This is a genomic window from Candidatus Edwardsbacteria bacterium, from assembly GCA_018821925.1.
In the GTDB taxonomy this organism is placed as follows: Bacteria; Edwardsbacteria; AC1; order AC1; family EtOH8; genus UBA2226.
The window spans coordinates 19,145-38,517 of record JAHJLF010000067.1 but is presented as its reverse complement, the minus strand read 5'-3'; the positions used below and the strand labels follow the sequence as shown (position 1 = coordinate 38,517).

Below are 19,373 nucleotides of genomic sequence, written 5' to 3'. Positions count from 1 at the left end.
TGTTCATGACTGTTTTATTCTGTCAGATGACAATTATATATGAATTGACCGGGGACTGTCAAGCCGAATAAGTGGAAATGTCCATTGCGATTAGATGTCGAGGCCCCTCCAAAAAACGGGACTATCTTTGTTTTACAGACTTACAAGGTTTTCAAATTTTCCATAATTTATACGTTGCGATGTAGGCAATTACCACAACAAGGGCAAAAGCAGCTATACCAGCAAAAGCAAAAAATGATTCTATCATAACAATAGGTAATGTTAAGGCAAAACCCAAATGCCTGGTTTTTTTAGTTACTTTGCTTTTAATTATTCCGATAGTCATCATTATCAAAGATATTAAAGATACTGCTGACCAAGTATATACTTTATATATTATCTTTGATAATGACATCGGGGAACTCCACAAAGAACCCTCATGAGCGAAAATAAAAAAACCAGAAATAGAAATAATTGCTAAAATTATTGATACAATAACGAATGTATCTATCTTTTTCATTGTTACGACCTCCCCTTAAAACACAAAAAGCCATTACTCGTAATCATTAAACTACGAACAAAGGCTTTTTGATTCTTGTGTATCATACCGCAATCTATCTGATCCTCTGCCCGTCGGACTCCCTGAAGAGATGGGCCTCGGAAGGTTTGAAATCAAGATTGATAAAACTATTCTGCTCCAGCTTAATATTGCCGAAGGTCCGGGCGATCACCTTGGATCCGTCCTCGGCTTTGGTATAGATCAGGGACTCCCCGCCCAACTGCTCCACCAGATCCACCGTCGTCCTCAACCCCTGGCCTTCCCCGGCCAGGGAGATATTCTCCGGCCTGATGCCCAGGAGCACCGGAGTGCCGTTCTCCGCCCCGGCGGAGATATGCGGCAGTTCCTTCTCCATCTGCTTGTTTTTAAAAGTGAACTTCCCTGCCTTGGATATCAAACTCCCCGGGATCAGATTTATCCCCGGGGTGCCGATGAAATTGGCCACGAACAGGTTGGCCGGGTCGTTGTAAATGGCCAGGGGCTCGCCCACCTGATGCAGTAGGCCGTCCTTGATGACTGCTATTCGGTCGCCCAGGGTCATGGCCTCGGTCCGGTCGTGGGTGACGTAGATGGCGGTGGTGTTGAGCTGCTGCTGGAGCCTTTTCAGTTCGGCCCGGGTCTGGGTCCTGAGCTGGGCATCCAGGTTGGAAAGCGGCTCGTCGAACAAAAAGACCTTGGGCGATTTGACGATGGCCCGGGCCAGGGCCACCCTCTGCCGCTGGCCGCCGGAGAGGGCCTTGGGTTTGCGGTCCAGGTATTTTTGCATGTCCAGCATCTCGGCGGTCCGGGCCACCCTTTCCTTGATCAGGGCCTTATCCATCTTGGCCATCTTGAGCCCAAAGGCGATGTTATCAAACACCGTCATATGGGGGTACAGGGCGTAGTTCTGAAAGACCATGGCCACGTTACGGTCCTTGGGAGCGACATCGTTGACGATATTGTTGTCGATGTAAACACTGCCCTCGGTGATCTCCTCCAGCCCGGCGATCATCCTTAAAATGGTGGTCTTGCCGCAACCGGACGGACCTACCAGAACCAGGAATTCACCGTTCTTGATTTTCAGATTAACCCGGCTTACTGCTGTGACCTTTTTGTCATATACCTTGGTCAGGTTTTCAAGCAATACTTCAGCCATATTCTTTATCTCTCTATGTATTTTTAAGGAAAGCCGTTAATGGTGGCCTTTTTTACCGCAAAGGCGCAAAGAGATTATGTGATTCTCTATAACCGATCTATCCCTTGGTGTTCTTTGAGGTTTAAAATATCTTGTCATCCTGAGTACACTTCGAGGCATAACAGTTTGTTGGATGACAATTGTCGCCCGTCCAGCCTGCAAGGCGTGTAGTGATCTCAGAGCCTGCACTGAGGTTGGCAAAAATAAAACTTTCGAAGTGGTGACAATTTGCGGCGCGTCATCCTGGGGGCGGCATCTGGCACAACCTTTGAAGGATCTGCGCCGATATAGATTCTTCGGTTTGCATGGCACGCCGCCGAGCTCAGAATGACGAAAGGAAAAGTTCTTGCGACCTTAGCGTCTTAGCGGTGATTGAATTCCCACTGACCTCAATTATTACTTCGGCGGATAAATAGCGCAATGTGTCATTCCCGCACTTCATTGCATTCAGCATAAACTCCAGCGGGAATCCAGACGTGGATGCCCGTTTTCACGGGCATGACAACAAGGACGTTCAAAAAACGGGTAAGGTTTAGTGATCTATTTTATTGCCGGTGTATTAATCGCTCGGATTAATAATTGTTTACTTTGACGCTCAAAACATCCAAATAGAAATTGTTCTTATGGGTCACATCTAAGGTGCAACGGCACGTACAGCTTACAAAATCCTGATTTTTCTGGCTGGCTGTAAGATATTTTAACCAATAGCGGTCACCTGGCTGGCTGTATTTGGGCAAAAGTAAATTTTCAAACTCGCAGACCGGCGGCTGGTTGACCGGGCCGTACGGCGCCCGTGAAAGTATCTCCGGCAGGACCGGATCAATCTCATCCAGCCGGGTAAGTCTATGATCTATTTTCTCCGACGGCTTTGATTTTAGTATCAGGCCTTGATTGTTGATTCCATACTTTCTCAGGGCCTCGATCAGCTCCTTCTCCCGGCCCTCGATGACCGTGAAGCCGGCGGCCGGCTTGTGGCCGCCATGTTGGAGGAAAAATCTTTTCAGGTCGTTAAGCATGGCCACGAAATCGAACGGCTCGAATCCCCGGCATTCCCCGGCGGTCAGGCCGTTCTTGCGGCCCAGGATGATTACCGGGTGCCCGGTCCGGTCCCTGACTCCGCCGGCCACCGGCCCCACCAGGCTCCAGGGGATTTGATCATCAGCCAACACTTTAAGGGGATTGGGGTCGGCCAGAGCCTTTTCGGTCTTGGCCGCCACCTGGTCCTCCATCCGGTTCAGCCACAGCTGTTCCTCCGAGTACAACTCCTCCCAATGCCGGGAATCAAAATCACCCTGTAGCAGTTCCAGGGTTTCATGGCGGAACCCCAGGGAAATGCAGGAGGACAGCAGCCCCACATAGGTCTGGGAAATTATCCTGGGCGACAGACCCTGATCACTGGATATTCCCAGCAGATCGTTCAGTTTGCCGATAACTTCGTTGCCGTCGATGAATTCCAGCCCGTTCCGGACGATGTGCCAGTTCTCAGACGTCATCGGCACCCGGTCGGTAATGGTGGCCAGGGCGGCCCAGGCGGTCCGGTTGGGGTATTTTTCCAGCCAATCATCCGACGATTCCCCGTCCACCGCTGCCGCCAGGTACAGAGCCACTCCGGCTCCGGCCAGGTCCGGACTGGGCCGAAGGTCCTCCGGGATCTTGGGGTTGAGCAGGCAAAGAGCCCTTGGCAGCTGGGGAGGCAGTTCGTGATGGTCGGTTATAATAAGCTCCAGCCCTTTTGATGCGGCATACTCCGCCTCATCAAGGCTGGAAATGCCGGAGTCCACGGTTATCAAAAGCGACACCCCCTTAGCCAGCAGCTGGTCGATCACCTCCCGGTCCAGGCCGTAATGCGTGACGGACTTGGGGGGGATATAATAAATTACCTCCGCCTTGCCCCGCAGCGCATCCAGCATGATGGCGGTGCTGGCAATGCCATCAATATCGTCATGACCCCAAACGGCGATGCCCCGGTTATCCCGGCAGGCCTGGTTTATGACCTGGGCAGCTTTCTGCAGCGAAGCCCAGCCGGAGGGGTTCATCGCTTTAGGTATGATATCGGACTCCGGCATTCTAGAAGCTGATCCCCATGGTCAAGGCCTGGATGTTGCCCAGATCGCCGTATGAACGATAGCCGTAAGCCACGCTGAGATCCCGGCGGCCCAGTTTGTTTATCTCAATCCCAAAGCCCAGGGGAGATCGGTCGGTCAGTTCGGGAACTTTTTCGTATCCTATTTTCAAATTTAGGCTGGACAGCGGTGCGATCTCCAGCGAAAGGCTGGGATAGCCGCCCTCTTCTTTCCTGATATTATACTGCACCGAGCCGCTGACCTTGCCGTCAAGATAGGCCGCCCCGGCTCCGGCCATATATACCGTGTTCTGGGGATAGCGAATATCGTTGTTCTTGGGATAATTCGGCCCCAGATCCTTGACCATCAAACTGCCGGTGATCAGGCCCCTTTTATAGGTCAGGGCGATATCCGAGCTCCAGCCCCAGTCGTAGCGGTCCGGCAGGTTCAACCGGGAAGATTTCAAGGCCAGGCCCAGTCCCCAGGCATCGGCCATTACCAGCCCGTAGCCCAACCCCAGGTTACTGGCCTGCGACTGGACGGTGCCCACCGGCCGGCCGTCCTCCGAATACCCGGCCATGGTCCCCAGGGACCAGTAGCCCAGGCTGAAGGAGACCGTGCCGTACCTTCTGACCGGCAGCACGGCGCTGGCCGAGCCTCCGTATACATCCAGCCACCATTGGATCCCCGATGCCGAAAGCGTCCGGTATTTGATGAAGCCCAGGGATGACGGGTTCTGCATCAACCCCTGGGGTTCCCGGGATTGCAGGAAACATCCCTGGCCGAACACCACCTGTTCCGCAGTGGTGGGCAGGTTCCAGTAAAGCAACTGGGCTTGGGCTGTCTGGGCCAGCATGATGGCCCAGGCTATTATAACAAATCTTTTCATCGGGACACCATCGTTTTCCCCAGGGAGGTCCTGGTTTCGGTTGCGGATTTCTGTTCCAGCCGGATGAAGTAAACGCCGTTCATGACCTGGCGGCCCTTGGTATCCTTACCGTCCCAGTTGATGGGCTGGTCCGGCTGGCTTCCGGTTATCTCTTTTATTTTCCCGCCGGAAAGATCGTAGATAACAGCTTTAACCGAAGTGGCGGCCGGCATCGGTGTGAAAACAATACGGGCATAGTTCTTGATAGGAGTGGGCCAGGTGACCACCGGGCTTTTTTCGGAAACTCCATCTATATGGATCGGGCTGGTCCAGGCCCGGTCGCCGTCGATCTGCAGGGCCTTGACAAAATAATACACCGTGCCTAATCCAATATTCTTATCCAGCTCCCAGACGGTTTGGTTGGAGGCCGGGATCAAATTGAAGGTATCGGCCGGGATGCCGTTGGTATAAAGATACAGGCTTTTGAAGCTGGTGGAGGCCGAGGCTTCGATCGTTATTTTCACCTTGCCCTCCTGCCGTATGAAATGCTGGCCCTGGCAGCGGCCGTCGATGGTCAGCAGCAGGGCTATCCGGTCATCGGCCGGGCTGACCTCCATGGCGGTGGTGCGCCGGGCCTGCAGGGCCTCCAGGATGGCCGGCTTGGTAAGGGTATCGGCCCAGACGCCGGTCAAGGGAATATTGCCGTAGTAATTTACCCGGTTTCCCCAGTCCCGGCGATGATTGTCCTGGTTGGCCGAGGCTCCCACGTGCCAGCCCTTCTGCAGCGTCCGGAAATAGGCATCCTCGTAGAGCGAGCTGCTGTTGATGACTTCGATCAGGTCCATGGCCCGGTCATAATCCTGATAATAATAAAGGTCGTTGAAGTTGCTGTTCCATGACGAATCGGGATGGCAATACATGGCCGGGTAACCTTGTTCCAATATCCAGGAATAACATCCCAGCAGGTCGGTATTGTTGTAGGGCCACAACCCGGGAGCCTCCCAGATATTGATATGCCCGAACCCGGAGCTGCCGATGCTGCCCACCTCCTGTCCGGCCAGGGCCACGAACCGGCCCGGCGTGGTCATGGTATCGGCGATCAACCTGAGGTTCTGGTAATGCTCCGGGGTGATGGTGTAGCCCGCTCCCCCGTTATTATGTTCGGTCAGGGCCTGAATATCCACCTGGGCCACATCCCGGGCATAGGCGTAAGCGGTATCCGGGGTGCTTTCGCCGTCGGAATAGCTGGTGTGGGCGTGCAGGTTGCCATAAAAGCACTTATACTCGGCCCGGGCGGTGGCATTTAAGGCCAGCACCGACATCAGCAGTGATACAGAAAAAATATGGTTCATTTCAGCAGTGCTTCCCCTCCTTCCGATTTTCTTATCCGGCCCTCGATCCTGGCATCTACGGGCGATCTTTTCTTGACAAAGTCAACCATGGCCTGTCTCATCTGAATATAGGTATCCTCCCGGTTAGTCCCTTCCTGAAAGATCTTGTAATTGCCGCCGCCGGCTCCCAGGAAATTATTGGTGACCACTTTGTAGACCTTGGCAGTATCGATGGGCTGGCCGTTTATGGTAACACTGACCACCCTTTTCCAGACCGGTTTTTTGGTGTCGTAGGTCATCTGCAGACCTCCCACCTGGAAGATGGCGTGATAGCCTAGCACGCTGGTCTCACATACCTTTATCACCTGACTGCCGGTCAGGTCCATGGTCACCAGATAGTTGCCGAAGGCGTCCACCTTATAGATGCTGCGGTAGGTTATCTCGCCTTTTATGATGTCCGCCTTGATGCCGGCCGAGTTCTGGAAAGCGATGTCGGCCCCGGTGGCATCCATCATGGCATTGCAGACGAAGTTGCCGATGGCGCTCTCCTTGTCGCCCCCGCCGCGTTTGATGTCGGCCAGGGCCTGGCCCACCGGCTCGTCAAATCCCTTTTCGGCCCGGGCCGCGCCTTGGGACACTATCCTGTCCACCGTGGTGTCACGGGGCACCGCTTCGGTAAACAATTCCTTCAATTCGCTGTTGTACCCCACGATCTGCTTGGTCTCAGGGTCTATCAACAGTTCCAATTTCCCGATGCTAGTCAAATTCCCGAAGGTCTGGACGATGATGGTGTGATGCTTGGGATCCTCGTAAGCCTGGCGCAGGCCGGTATGGCTGTGGGATCCGATGATCACATCGATGCCCGGCACGGTGTCGGCGATGGCCTTGTCGTGGCGGAAGCCGGTATGCAGCAGGCCGATGATCATATCGACTTTTTGAGCTTTAAGGGAATCCACCATTTGTTTGGCAGTGGCCGACTCCTTGGCGATTTCCAGCCCCTGGATATGCTCGGGGGTGGACATGCCCCGCAGGTAATGGGTGATCAGGCCGAAGATGCCGATCTTCAGGCCGGCCCGTTCCAGGATGATGTAAGGTTTGAGATAGTCAACCGTTCTCCCAGTGGCGGAATCCAGCAGGTTGGCCCCCAGCATCGGGAATTTGGCCGCCGAGATCAGGTCCAGCAACACCTCCTGGCCCTTGTCGTAATCGTGGTTGCCCACCGTCATAACATCGTAGCCCATCAGATTCATAAAATCTATTACCGCCTGCCCCTTGGTAAATTCGCCCAGCGGCGTCCCCTGGAAGATATCGCCGCCCTCCACCAGCAGAAAGCCCCATCCGTTCTGCTCGGCCCTCTGGCGTTCCTCTTTGATGATGGTGGCCACCGCCGCCGCGTTGCCTATGGGGGGCGGGAAATTGGGATTGATCCACCAGGCTTCCTCCTGGGGCAGGTGGCCGTGAATGTCGTTGGTATGCAGAATGACCAGGCGCTGCCACTCTTTGGCCAGCGCGGTCCCACCTATCAAAAGGATCAGGGACGCAATAATGATATTTATACTCTTGAACATAATCTTACTTCAGCGAAAAGGTTAACATCAGGTCGGCCATGGTCTCGGACACCGTGGTTCCGCTGGAGGTGCCGAAGGCCTGTCCGTAATTATAGGTCCGGCGCCCCACCCCGGCGGAGATACCGCTCCTAAGATTGGAAACCAAGATCTCGGTGCCGAATCCGGCCCGGGCCAGCCCGATGGACGATGAACGGTAGGAATTGGTAAAGGACACTCCAAAATAAAGGGGCAGATTGTTTTTCATACGGTGGGATATTCCAAAGCTGTACTTATTCACCGGGACCAGCGGTTCGTAGGAGAACAGGTTGTCCTCCAGATTCTGCCAGGGGGTATGCTCGTATTCCAGGCAGACGGTGGCCGGAAATTCATTGGATGGCCGGTAGGTTGCTCCCAGGGTAAAGCTGCTGGGCAGCCCCACCTTCTGGTTCTGGCTGATGGAAGTATCGTTATCGCTATAGGATAATAGGCCCTCCACCCGGGCGCTGCTTTTCCAGCTTATCCCCAGATTGATTCGTGAGGTCAGCTGTCCAAAAGCCCCGGCCGAAAAACGGTAGCCCTTGTAATTGTGCTGATACCCAATGCTGATGTCGGTGTATGTCGGGTCTTCAAAATTTTCGGTGATGGTAAGCCTGGGGTCACCCGATAGCCTGGTCAATCCCAGTCCGGCTGAAAAAAAGGAAAGCGGCTTCACCGCCAGGGCTCCGCTGTATCCGTAAACGGCTCCCTCCTGAATCTGCTCATACAGGCTGGTCAGATAATAAAAGGCATCACGCTCCTCCGCCTTTAATCGGTAGTTGAAATCGTATTCCCGGCTGAGGCCGAAACCCAAAGCCATCTTGGGTAAACCCCGGAAGCTGGAGGCATACGATACCTCGGCGCCGTGGAGGTTGTAATCGGTCTGATCGTTGATGGCCGTGGTTCTGAGGCCGACCGAATTGGCGTAGGAATCAAACACCTCGATGGAACGATATTCCCGACGCCAGTTGACGCCGGCGGTAAGCTGGGCCTCCAGGCCGTCGGTCTCGGCTATCAGCGCCGGATTGACCAGCAATCCCTGTCCGGGAAGGGCTACCCCCTTTAGGTTCATGGCCATTCCGATGGCGTTATAGCTGGATGCCGGCGACCCATAGGGGGTGTATTCCAACAATCCGGCCCGGGCGCTACCGAATGCTGTAAAAAAACTTAACGCCACCAGCAATGTTATTTTTCCTGTTGTTTTCATCTATATCTCCTTTGGATGATTTCTTTTATATTTTCCGGTTACCATCTGAAATCCAGTTGCAGGTCCACCTTCCACAGGTCGCGCCGGTCGGTGAAATCCTGCACCACCTCGGCCGGCAGTGCGGTGTAATAATAGACATAATCCGGGCCGTAGATGTTGTTGAAGTTATACCTGCTATCCTTACCCCGCAATCTGAGCCTGGCCTGGAGATTGTCGGACAGGCGGTCGGACACCGATATGAAATATTTCATGCCGTCGCCGTCCAGAAAGTCTATCCCGGCGTCCTCGAATATCCACTGGGACATGGCATCGGTCCTCCAGCTGGCGATACCGGCCTTGATGTCCCAGTTGGGGGAGAAATTATGCTGCCAGTTCGAGGCCACATAGACACCGCTCATCAGGGTGTTGCTGCCGTACAATGTCGAAGGGGTCAGCCGGACCTCGCCGTAGCGCAGTTCCACATTGAAATAATCACGATCCGTCAGGGTGCAGAAGGTCCTTAAGGTGGTTTCCCGGGTGTTGGATTTGGTGGCCTCGGCGCTCTTGGGCAGGTATTTGGTCTGGTACTTCTGTTTCAGCCTGAAGCGCAGGGGAAACACCGGACGGTACTCCAGCTCGCCCTGGAACCGGACATTGTCCAGCCCGTAGGCCAGGTTTCTCCAGAAGTCTATATAGGCCCGGGTTATGGTAAACTGGCGATTGATCTGCCACCGGGTCTCGATATAGGTGCCGTCCTCGGCCTTGGGCGCCGGATAATTGACCAGCTGTTTGTAGACCGGGTCGATCAGGCGGTATTCCTTCTCCAGAATGGTATCATCGAACTTGGTCTGCTCTGAGAAGCCGCGGGAATAGGGATTATCGTAGTCCACATCGTAATGGCGGCGCAGCAGCAGCAGATACAGGGTCTCGTATTGCAGGTGGGTCTTCCACAGATAGGCCCAGCCGCCGCTGTTAAGGTGGGCCAGCTCCCCCTCCACCGACAGGTTGTCCACCACCGTCCTGAAATTGCCGGATTTTATACCCCGGACATTCCCCGACCACAGCTGGGTGAAATTGGGATCAGACAGGTCGTTCTTGTCTCCCGGCAGGTCCAGCTCATAGGGGTCGGGCCGGAAGGTCTTGTCGTACTTGCATTCAAAGGCGGTAAAGCCCAGGCTGGTGCCCACCGGCAGAGACATGGTGCCGGAGAGGTCCCAGTTCAGGTTCATCCCGTAGGTCTTTTCGTTGAACACATCCCGGTACCAGGGGTATCTGGGGGACGGAGTAAAATACACATTGACCGTGCCGTCCCGGTTCAGTATCCCGTCCTTCTGATCGGATGAAAAGAAAAAGGTCGGCTTGATGTTCCAGATGCTGGACTGAACCGCGGCGCCCCGCAGGGCGAATTCCTCATTTGAAGTGATGTCTCCGAAAACCCCGGCCCCGCGGGAGAAACGCCTTACCATGGATTCGTCGGCCGACCAGCGGTTATCCATGGCCAGACCCTGCCCGAAGGTCAGGCGGTAGTTGCCGATGAAAAGCTTGTCTATGGGCGCCATGTCATACAGGGCAACATAGGCCTTGGTAAAGCCCTCGGTCTCATAGGGCTCCTTCTGATGATAATACCCCAGCTTGAAATCCCCGCCCAGGTCCATCCTCAAGCGGTTCTGAACTGCCAGATTATTCCGGGCATATTTCAGTTGGTCGTACTCGGATTGCAGGCGGCTTTTCAGCTGGGCTATTTCCGGCTCGGTCCAGCCGTGCTGGCCCAGTATCTTATCGGTGGTCACGGTATCATAACTGGCGGCGCCGGGTACGAAGGCCAGCAGTGCGGAATTCAACGAGGCCGCCTGATACCTGAAATCATCCTCGTCGCCCGGGTCGAGCCGGTCATCCGAGGTCAGCCGGACCCGATAATTGCCGTCAAAATAAAATTTTTCCTCCTTGGGGGAGACGGTCACATAGTTCCTCATATTGGTAAAGCCGTACCGGGACAGGCCGTCTATGTTGCGCTGTAACGTCCGCCAGTCCTTGATCCGGCCGGAATATTTTATGTGCCGGGCCACGGCGGCCGCATCTATGGGGGATACATTCTGAAGGGTCAGCAACTGGTCGATGGAAGCCCGGTTGATGTCCATGGGGTGGAGCAGCAACTCCTCCCACTCGTTGACTGCCCCGTAGCCCGGGGATTCCTCGGAGGCCAGCCTGTCCTGCAGTTTGGCGATATATCTGGTGACCGTGGAGGTATCCGAGGAGGGGAATACGGCCACCTGTTGGCGCAGTTTTTTAAGCTGGGCCGGGGTCATCCCGGGAACCTCCATCAACTGGTAGAAACTGGTGAATGCCCCGCGCTCAAAACGGTAGGTATAAATATTCTCGGCCAGTTTTGCCGGAATGCCTTGCAGGCCGAATATCTCCTCCCGGGTGGCCCGGTTCAGGTCAAGCTGTATGCCGGAGCCCACCGTCAGGGTGTCGTCCGGTAAAATATTGGCCTGCGTTTCCTGATAAAAATCCACCTGCTGGGCGGAGGCCGGACAAACCAGAATGGGCGCCGCCAGCAAAATGAAAATTATCATTTTATAATTTAACTTCATTGGCATCACCACTTATAGCCCAGGGCGAACTGATGGGTCCCGGGCAGGGCCTGGTGCCCGCCCTCGAAGGCATAGCCCACCAGTATCCCCCTGGCCTTCACGCCCAGGCCCATGGAATATAGGGTCAACTGGCCTTCGTTCAGGATGCCGGCCCGTAGGGCCAGCTTATCCTGCCACAGTTCATATTCGGAGCCCACCTTATAGCGGGTTATCCGGCCGGCATCCTTCCCGGCCTCTATCGAGGCCAGCACCCCGCTCAACGGAGCATAGGAAAGGCCGATGCTCACTCCGCTGGGAAGGTCGTATTGATATAATTTTCCCAGGCTGGGATGGTTCAGGTTATGCCCAAAGCAGCCGATCCTCCAGCTGCGGTATACTTTGGCCAGCAGGCCGATATCAACCCCCATGGTCATGGCCGAGCCGAAGCGCTCCTGCCACAGCCGGTAGAAATTAAAATTATAACCGAAGGCCAGCTGGCGGTTGAGGTCGAACCCGTGGGACAGGGTCACCGTCTGGTCGGTCTCCAGGTCGCATCCCACCTGCTGGGCCGATATCGCCGCCCCGCCCCATTTGCCGAAGCTGCGGCCGATGGTGGCCGTCTGGTTGGTGAGGCCGGCCACCCCCCACAGCCGCTTGGCGTAGACCGAAGCCTGCCAGGAGTCCAGGCTGGACAGCCCGGCCGGGTTCCACCTGACGGCGTCTATGTCATCGGCCACTGCAGTATAGGCCCCGGACATGCCGCTGGGCCGGATGCCCACCTGCCAGTCCTCGAAAGCCGCCCGGGCCGTTCCCAGGGCCAGGGCCAGAATAAATATGATGGCTAAAATCTTTTTCATATCTGCATCCTTCATTTCAATGGCGTGCCCAGCACGATTATCTTGGTTTTATCGGAGATGCCCCCTTCGGCGGTGACGCTTCTCAGGTGGGCGATATACATTCCGATATTGGTCCGGCGGTTGGAATTATCGGTTCCATTCCAGTAATAGTATTGATGCCCGCCAGGCACATTGTTCAGGCAGGTCTTTACCAGCCGTCCCTTCAGATCGTATATCCGCAGGGTCAGATGATCGGTATCCGGAGCGTTGATCTCTATAATGCCCACCTCGCCCCATTCCGGTGAGAATGGATTTGGCTTAACCGAAACGATCTGGGAGGAAGCCGAAGCAGCGGTGGAATCAAACAAGACCTCGATATCGGGCGGATACAGCACCCCGTTGTAAAAATAATCCTGGGCGAACCTGGGAACCAGCTGGTAGCCGCTGTTATAAGGGAACTCCTTGTCGTATTGCGAGACTATCCCAGTGACCCTGACCTTGGCGCCGTAGGTCATCGGACTCATGTCAAATCCGCTGATCTCGACTATCCTGACCGCGATAGGGGCGTTTCCGTTTCGCATCTCCATGTTGTATCCGCCGCCGGCATAGGCCGGAATACTGCTGATGGTCCCCTCCACCGAGGCCAATTGGCCCTCGATGGTTTCGCCCAGCAGTTGGTTGTAGATCATCATTCTGGGGCTGACCGGCTGGTCGGCCCAGTCCCACAGGGCGATCTGGGCTGCCGTGCTGGCCACCTCGGTGACCCCGTTGTATTCAGTTACCTTTCCTGTCACCACCGCCCGGCGGCCCAGCACGAACTGGCCCTTGGTGCCGCCGTAAACATTTACTCCTCCGGTGCCGTCGTCCAGATACCAGCTGGCAGTGCTGGCGGTGGAGCTGGTAAAATACATGTCCGGACCGCTGACTATCCCCTCCACTGTCACCGTCTGCCCCACCAACAGCGGGGTGAACCCATCAGAGCCCGGCTTTTGCACCTCGGCAATCCTGGTGGGATTAAGAAGAGTGACAAAGCTGAAGCTAATATCGTCCAGGCTGTCATTGGAGGCCGTCCCGTTCTGGTTGCCGTCCAGATAGAAACCCAGAGTGTCGCGCAGGGAATGCGATATCCAGACCGATACAGTCTCTCCCGCGGAGAAGGCGGCCGTGGGGATTAGCCTGATCGAGTAATCAGCGCTGTTGTAACTTAGGGAGAGATCATGGGCCGCTGAACTGCTGCCGTTAACCGAAAAATTTGCGACAATTATGGTGGCCTGATCCAGTGGTTTGTCAAAATTCAGCCGGATGCCCACCTGAGTGGGAACATTGATGTTGCCTTGGGCCGGCAGCGAGGAAAGCATCTTTACCGGTTTGAACTGGACTATGTCCCGGGGGAAGCGATGCTCGATCTTCCAGCCGAATGACGAATGGAAAATGCCCTGGACCCGTATCAGACTGTCGCCGATGACCGGGGTATAGCCCATGTGCGAAAGCGAATCAAGAAAGTCGTCCATGATGCAGGGGCCGCTGCCGTCGTTAACATCCCATTCATAATAGCTGTTGGGCAGACTGGTCACATTCACCCGGTTGGTGGCCACCAGCACCCCCTCGTAGGCTTCGGCATTGGGATTGTTGCTGGATAAGCTGTCGGTGGGCAGGACCACCGGATCCGGCACCAGGGTGCCTTTCTTGAGCAGCTGGAAGCCGCTGACCGGGGAGATCTCGGTCAGCCCAAAATATTCGATGACCGTTCCGCTGACCTTCACCGAATCTCCCTCCTCGGGGAAACGGTCGCGGTCGTAACAGTAGACCCCGTTCCAGGGGCCGGTGCCGTCCTGGATAAAGTACATGCCCTTGCTGTTGCCCACCCGCACCACTCCGGTGACCACTCCGCTGACGGTGACATTCTGTCCGCTGTAGGGCGAATTGCCCGAGGGGTCGGTGGTGTACTGGATATCGAAAACAGTCAGGTTGGGGTTGTTCCGGGTGCTGAAGGAAAATGAGGTGTCCCTGAGGGCATTGCCGGAGGAATCGGTCAGGGACGGCAGAATGCCGACCGTCACCGTGTCCCGCAGCAAAAAACTGTCCAGGGGCTGAATGGTCACCCTGGTGTTGCCGTTGGATAACACCGGGGTTTTTATCCGGTAACGGGCGGCGCGGCGCCCGGTCAGGAAGAATGCCGCGGTATCCACCGTTGACGGCAGCAGCGCTTCGCTGAAATTGACCGTCACCGAAGATGAGACCTGAACATTGATCTGACCGTCGGTTGGCACCGTCGAAAGCACCAGGGGCGGCGTGGTGTCCGGCACAAAGGTCTGGAACTGCCAAACGTAGGGGACCGCCAGGTTCTCCCCGGCCGTGTCGACGATGGCGGTAGTCAGGGTAACGGTAACGGTATCCGCCAAAAGCAGACTGTCCCGAACATAATAGGTGTAGGTGGTGCTGTTGGCCGCCGGCCGGATAGAATCGGCCGGATAGTAGGCCTGCCGTTTTCCGTTTACCATAAAGCTGGAGGTGTCCATAGTAGTCCAGTTCAGGGGCCGATCGAAGGTTACCGAGACCATGGCCTGCGGCAGAACACCGGAGGCCCCGTTGGCCGGTGTGGTGCTGAGGACATTAGGTCCGGTAGGATTTGTTCCGGAGATGTCGGCCCATGAAGTGCCCACCCGGAATCCGTCGATATCGGCATTGGGGGTGGCCAGGGCCGGCGGGCCGGCGGTATATCCCTGCCTGATAGCCACCCGGCCGATGTCGGTCACGGTGGCGGCGGCGGCCTGCTCAATGTCGGCCACCGGCTGGGAGCCGCTTAATGTCGGGTTGATCCACAGCCAGCAATGATCGGGATTCAGTTGGTAGGCCATGACAACCAAATAGGTCACTCCGGGGGTAAGATTGTTGGTCAGCCAGACAGCTTCGGTGTTGCTGGAGGTGGCCCGGATGCCCAGCTGGTAAGTGCCGGCGGCGCTTCCCAGCCGGATGGTGATCCGGCCGACATAGGAGGTAATGGAGGCGCTGGGCAGCAGGGAAACAAAATAATCCCCGGTGGTGCTGCTGTTGGCCGTCAGTCCGGTGGTGTTGGCCAGATTCAGCAGGAAGCCGATATGAGTGGTGCTGCTGGCTCCCTGGGTGGCGAACTGGCGGTAGACATCCTCTGCCGAGGTGGTCGCGCTGACGACGGCGATCTTATTGCCGGTTCCGGATGACAGGTAATCGGTGTAGCTGAGGCTGCCGGCGGTTACCGAAACATAGTTGCCGGTCCCGGAGAAATCGACCCAATTTCCGCCGCTGACGTTGGCCCCCCCTCCGTTGTCGGTCAGCTGCCCGACGGCGTAATCGAAGTTCTCCTCCATCAGTAGAGTGGCTCCCGATCCGGCGGCCATCAAAAACAGCAGCGGTACGGTCAGCAGCACCCTTTGCCAGGTCTTAGTTAAGGACATGTTGTTTCCCTTCCTGATTTATAAAATTTTCTATATGAGGCTTCTGAAAAATATATTTTTTGCCGCGCTTGCGCGCCTGCCGTTGGCCGAGTGGCCGTTGTCTCGATACGCTTTAATGCTACTCGACAACCGGCAGTATCGAGGCCAGGCAGGCACGAAAACACTGAATTTTTGAAACAATATCCCTGTAAAAGATCAGTTTCAGGGTTCTTCCCTTTATATTTTCAGTGTTTCCGTGGTTAATTTAGAAGAGGTTTCTATCCTACTGGCATCCGGGGCTTGCGTAATTTCCAAACCAAACCCAGCGATGATAATGCCAAAATGACGACCAGCACGATCAGCATCACCCAAGGGGTGCCGCCCTCCACTCCCTGCTGCTGGTTTATCTTTTTGGTAGCCTTGTGCAGAGCCTCGGCCGGAGTTTTGAATCCTTTCAGAGCCGGCTGTAATCCATCCTCATCCATTATGGAGCGGCCGATGTTCCAGACCACCTCGTTGGGCTCGGGGTGGGCATAGTTCAATTGCTGGTAGGCGCTCTCTAATCCGGGGTATCTGGCAAATTTCTCTTTTAAACTTTTCTCATTCAGGGCGGATCTTCTGACCGGCAGGTAGCTGGTCTCGGCCGACCAGCGGGCGGTATTTTTTGGCTCCATCATCCACCGGACCAGTTCCCAACCGCGGGCCATCAACTCCTCTTGGGGCTTACGAAACATGATTATATTGGTGCCTGACAGCACTACTGCCCGCCTCTTTTTCATCGGCAAGGGTGCTATTCCCATATTAAAGGGAATATTCTGCAATGCCATATAAGCCAAAGAGGCCGAAGAGCTTTGAATCATGGCCACTCGCCCTGACAGGAAGTCGTTTTGGTGTTCAAACCCGGTGGTTAGAAAGGCCACTTTATGTTTGTAGATCAGGTCCACCAAATATTGCAGGGCCTCGATCCCCTCCGGGCTGTCGAACACTACTTTTTTCCCATCCGGAGAGAATATCTCCCCGCCGTTCTGCAGCACCAGACACTGGAACATCCAGGCCGCACCGGTTGGGAAAGCAGTGCCCCACTGTTCCGGGGTGCCGTCATTGTTGGTATCCAGGGTGAGCTTTTTGGCGGCTGCTATGAATTGGTCCCAGGTGGCCGGAAATTTCTCCGGATCCAGTCCGGCTTTGGCAAACAGATCCTTGTTGTAATAATACACCGGAACGCTTTTGTTGAACGGCATACTGGTAAGTTTTCCGTTCCGGGAGCATTCGGCCAGCATCACCGGGAAGAAATCCGACAGATAACTGGTATCTCCCATTTCGGCAATGTAATCGCCGAAAGGCTTTACCGCATCCTTCTCCAGCAACTGGCTGGTCCAGGCCTCGTACGACTGGGCCAGCAGGGGCTCGTTGCCGGCCGCCACCGAGGCCATCAGCTTCTGGGACAGAGCCGTATAACTGCCCATGCTGATGGGATCAATCTTCTTTCCGGGATTGGCCCGGGTGAAATCGGCCACCATCGAGTCCAACGTTTTGCCCAGAGGCCCTCCCATCACATGCCACAACACCACTTGGTCATGTGATTGCGATTGGCAACCTCCCAGCGCCAGGATCAGCAGCAATATCGGGATTATATATTTTTTCATATTGTCGGTAGTTAGTGACCTATAATTTATAACTCAACCCTGCCCTTCTCTTGGTAAGAGAAGGAATTGTCTGAAGGCCGTATCTTCACTGGTAATGCAGGCGCAAGATGAGTTTCGGAAGCATGTAAAATATATTTTCGTGTATTTCGCGGGTAACGTCCTATTCCTTCAGCCCGCTGGAGACGAAGCTCTGGTTGATCTGTTTCTGGGCAAATATATAGAAGATCACCAACGGCAGGATTATCATGGTGGAGGCGGCCATCAGCAGGGGCCACATGGATCCCTGCTCCTGGGAGAAATAGGCCAGCCCCACCTGAAGTGGGCGCATGCTTTCGCTGTTGGTCACGATCAGCGGCCATAAAAAGCTGTTCCAACTGCCGATGATGGAGAACAGGCTGATGGTCACCAGCACCGGCTTGGAGATCGGCAACAGGATATGCCAGATGAATTTAAGATCGTTGGCCCCGTCCATCTTGGAGGCTTCGTAGAGGCTCCAGGGCACGCTCTTGAAATGCTGCCGCACCAGAAAGATGGAGAAGATGTTCACCGTCCAGGGGACGATCAGGGCATAAAAAGTGTCCAGCCATCTCAGCTTGGCCAGGATCACGTAGGCCGGCACCAGGTACACCGGCTGGGGGATCATCATCATCCCCAGCATGGCCAGAAAGGTCAGGTCCCGCCCCTTGAAATTCTTGAATGAGAAGGAGAAGGCCGCCAGGGTGGATGTGGCCAGCACCCCGGCCAGGGTCAGCACCGTCATGATGATGGTGTTCAGGAAATACCTCAACAGCGGTATCTGGCGCCAGACCTCCAGGTAATTCACCAGTTGGAGCCGGGCCGGGAATATCCGCGGTGGTATCAGCAGGGATTCCGGCTGGGTCTTGAGCGAGGTCAGGATCATCCAGACGAACGGGAAGATCATCACCAGCGAGATCGCTGTCAGCAGGATATAGACGATTAATTTAGTTTCGGTTCTCTTCACTTTTATATGTTTCCAACTTTATATTTTATGAATTAAATCTGACAAGCATCGTCATTCTGAGCCCGGCAGCCTGCCGAGCTGTCCGAAGAATCTCAAATCAGTTGGCGCAGATCCTTCATATGCCTGAAGTGACTGTCTTCTCAGGATGACGCGCCTCATATACTCTCTTCTGTCTACTGTATACCATATACCCATACGACTACCATGCTGTTTAATCATTGATAATGCACCTTTGATTCCAGCACCTTTCGCTGAACTATGGTCAGGGCCAGGATGATCAGGAACAGCACGAAGGCCACCGCGTTGGCATAGCCCATCTGCCAGTCGGAGAAACCCTTTTCATAGAGGTAATAGACCAAAGTGCGGGTGGTGCCCAGCGGATTGCCTCCCACCGGACCCTGCATGGCATATATCTGGATGAAGACCTGAAATGAGGTGATAGTGCTCATCAGCAGCACATAGAAAGTGATGGGCGAAAGCATCGGCCAAGTAACATGCCGGAAGGAGGCCCACTTCCCCGCCCCGTCTAACGAGGCCGCCTCGTAGTAATGCTCGGGAATGGACTGCAGGCCGGCCAGAAAGATGATGATATTGTATCCCAATGAGTGCCAGATGCTCATTATTATTATGGCGCACAGGGCCAGGCTGGGACCGGCCATGACCCCCGGCAGGTTGACACCCAGGGGGCCCAGCAGAATATTCATTATTCCAGCCGGCTCCTCCAGCCACAGCGAAGGTTTGACGCCTATGAAGGATAGCGCCTGGTTGGCCAGACCCAATCTGGGATTGAATATCCATTTCCAGACCAGGGAGATGGCCACGGTGGAGGTTATCACCGGCAGGAAAAGAGCCGTCCGGTACAAGGCAGTGGCTTTTATCTTTTGATTTATCAGAACGGCAATAAAAAGGGCTATGAACAGACTGGCCGGGACCACTCCCAGCACAAAGTAAACGGTATTTAAAAGGCTTTGCCCGAAACGGCTGTCGCTGAACAGGTAGATATAATTTCCCAGCCCCAGAAATTTCCTGGCCCCGGCCAATCCCCAGTCGAACAGGCTCATCCATAGAGCGTACAACATGGGGGTCATCCGGAATGTCAGGACGATCACCAGAGTAGGCAGCAGGAACAGCCAAGGAGAGAGACGGGATATTTTCTTAAAGGCTTTATTCATATATATTT

Annotated in this window: 13 protein-coding genes; all 13 read right to left on the bottom strand. The window is 55.0% G+C overall.

Annotated features, from left to right (window positions below; genetic code table 11):
- Positions 1–151 precede the first annotated feature (151 nt).
- The 13 genes from KJ869_08025 to KJ869_07965 all read right to left on the bottom strand — a co-directional run bounded on the left by KJ869_08025 (position 152) and on the right by KJ869_07965 (position 19,365).
- Positions 152–499, bottom strand: a complete 348-nt coding sequence (locus tag KJ869_08025) for a hypothetical protein (GenBank protein ID MBU1577138.1) — start codon at positions 497–499, stop codon at positions 152–154.
- A 94-nt stretch (positions 500–593) separates the two neighbouring features.
- The gene (gene ugpC / locus KJ869_08020) at positions 594–1,673 is read right to left on the bottom strand and encodes a sn-glycerol-3-phosphate ABC transporter ATP-binding protein UgpC (protein MBU1577137.1); all 1,080 of its coding nucleotides are present in this window, start codon (positions 1,671–1,673) and stop codon (positions 594–596) included.
- Positions 1,674–2,284: 611 nt separating this feature from the next.
- Positions 2,285–3,778 carry a DHH family phosphoesterase gene (locus KJ869_08015; protein MBU1577136.1) on the bottom strand — a complete coding sequence of 498 codons (1,494 nt, stop codon included), beginning with the start codon at positions 3,776–3,778 and terminating at the stop codon, positions 2,285–2,287.
- Between the two features lies 1 nt (position 3,779).
- Positions 3,780–4,664, bottom strand: coding sequence for a hypothetical protein (locus KJ869_08010; GenBank protein ID MBU1577135.1), 885 nt, complete (start codon positions 4,662–4,664; stop codon positions 3,780–3,782).
- A complete protein-coding gene (locus KJ869_08005; GenBank protein ID MBU1577134.1) occupies positions 4,661–5,995 on the bottom strand; it encodes a CehA/McbA family metallohydrolase in 1,335 nt (444 codons plus the stop codon). The genes KJ869_08010 and KJ869_08005 overlap by 4 nt, the downstream gene beginning before the upstream one ends.
- Complete coding sequence (locus KJ869_08000) at positions 5,992–7,542, bottom strand: 5'-nucleotidase C-terminal domain-containing protein (GenBank protein ID MBU1577133.1); 1,551 nt, start codon at positions 7,540–7,542, stop codon at positions 5,992–5,994. The genes KJ869_08005 and KJ869_08000 overlap by 4 nt, the downstream gene beginning before the upstream one ends.
- Before the next feature lie 4 nt (positions 7,543–7,546).
- On the bottom strand, positions 7,547–8,764 hold the full coding sequence (locus tag KJ869_07995) for a hypothetical protein (protein MBU1577132.1): 1,218 nt from the start codon (positions 8,762–8,764) through the stop codon (positions 7,547–7,549).
- 38 nt (positions 8,765–8,802) lie between these two features.
- On the bottom strand, positions 8,803–11,337 hold the full coding sequence (locus KJ869_07990; protein ID MBU1577131.1) for a helix-hairpin-helix domain-containing protein: 2,535 nt from the start codon (positions 11,335–11,337) through the stop codon (positions 8,803–8,805).
- A gap of 5 nt (positions 11,338–11,342) precedes the next feature.
- A complete protein-coding gene (locus KJ869_07985; protein ID MBU1577130.1) occupies positions 11,343–12,173 on the bottom strand; it encodes a hypothetical protein in 831 nt (276 codons plus the stop codon).
- 11 nt (positions 12,174–12,184) lie between these two features.
- The gene (locus KJ869_07980; protein ID MBU1577129.1) at positions 12,185–15,586 is read right to left on the bottom strand and encodes an Ig-like domain-containing protein; all 3,402 of its coding nucleotides are present in this window, start codon (positions 15,584–15,586) and stop codon (positions 12,185–12,187) included.
- Positions 15,587–15,843: 257 nt separating this feature from the next.
- Positions 15,844–17,211: an ABC transporter substrate-binding protein gene (locus tag KJ869_07975; protein MBU1577128.1), complete on the bottom strand. Its 1,368-nt coding sequence runs from the start codon at positions 17,209–17,211 to the stop codon at positions 15,844–15,846.
- A gap of 160 nt (positions 17,212–17,371) precedes the next feature.
- Complete coding sequence (locus KJ869_07970; protein MBU1577127.1) at positions 17,372–18,133, bottom strand: carbohydrate ABC transporter permease; 762 nt, start codon at positions 18,131–18,133, stop codon at positions 17,372–17,374.
- 275 nt (positions 18,134–18,408) lie between these two features.
- Complete coding sequence (locus KJ869_07965) at positions 18,409–19,365, bottom strand: sugar ABC transporter permease (GenBank protein ID MBU1577126.1); 957 nt, start codon at positions 19,363–19,365, stop codon at positions 18,409–18,411.
- Positions 19,366–19,373: the final 8 nt, after the last annotated feature.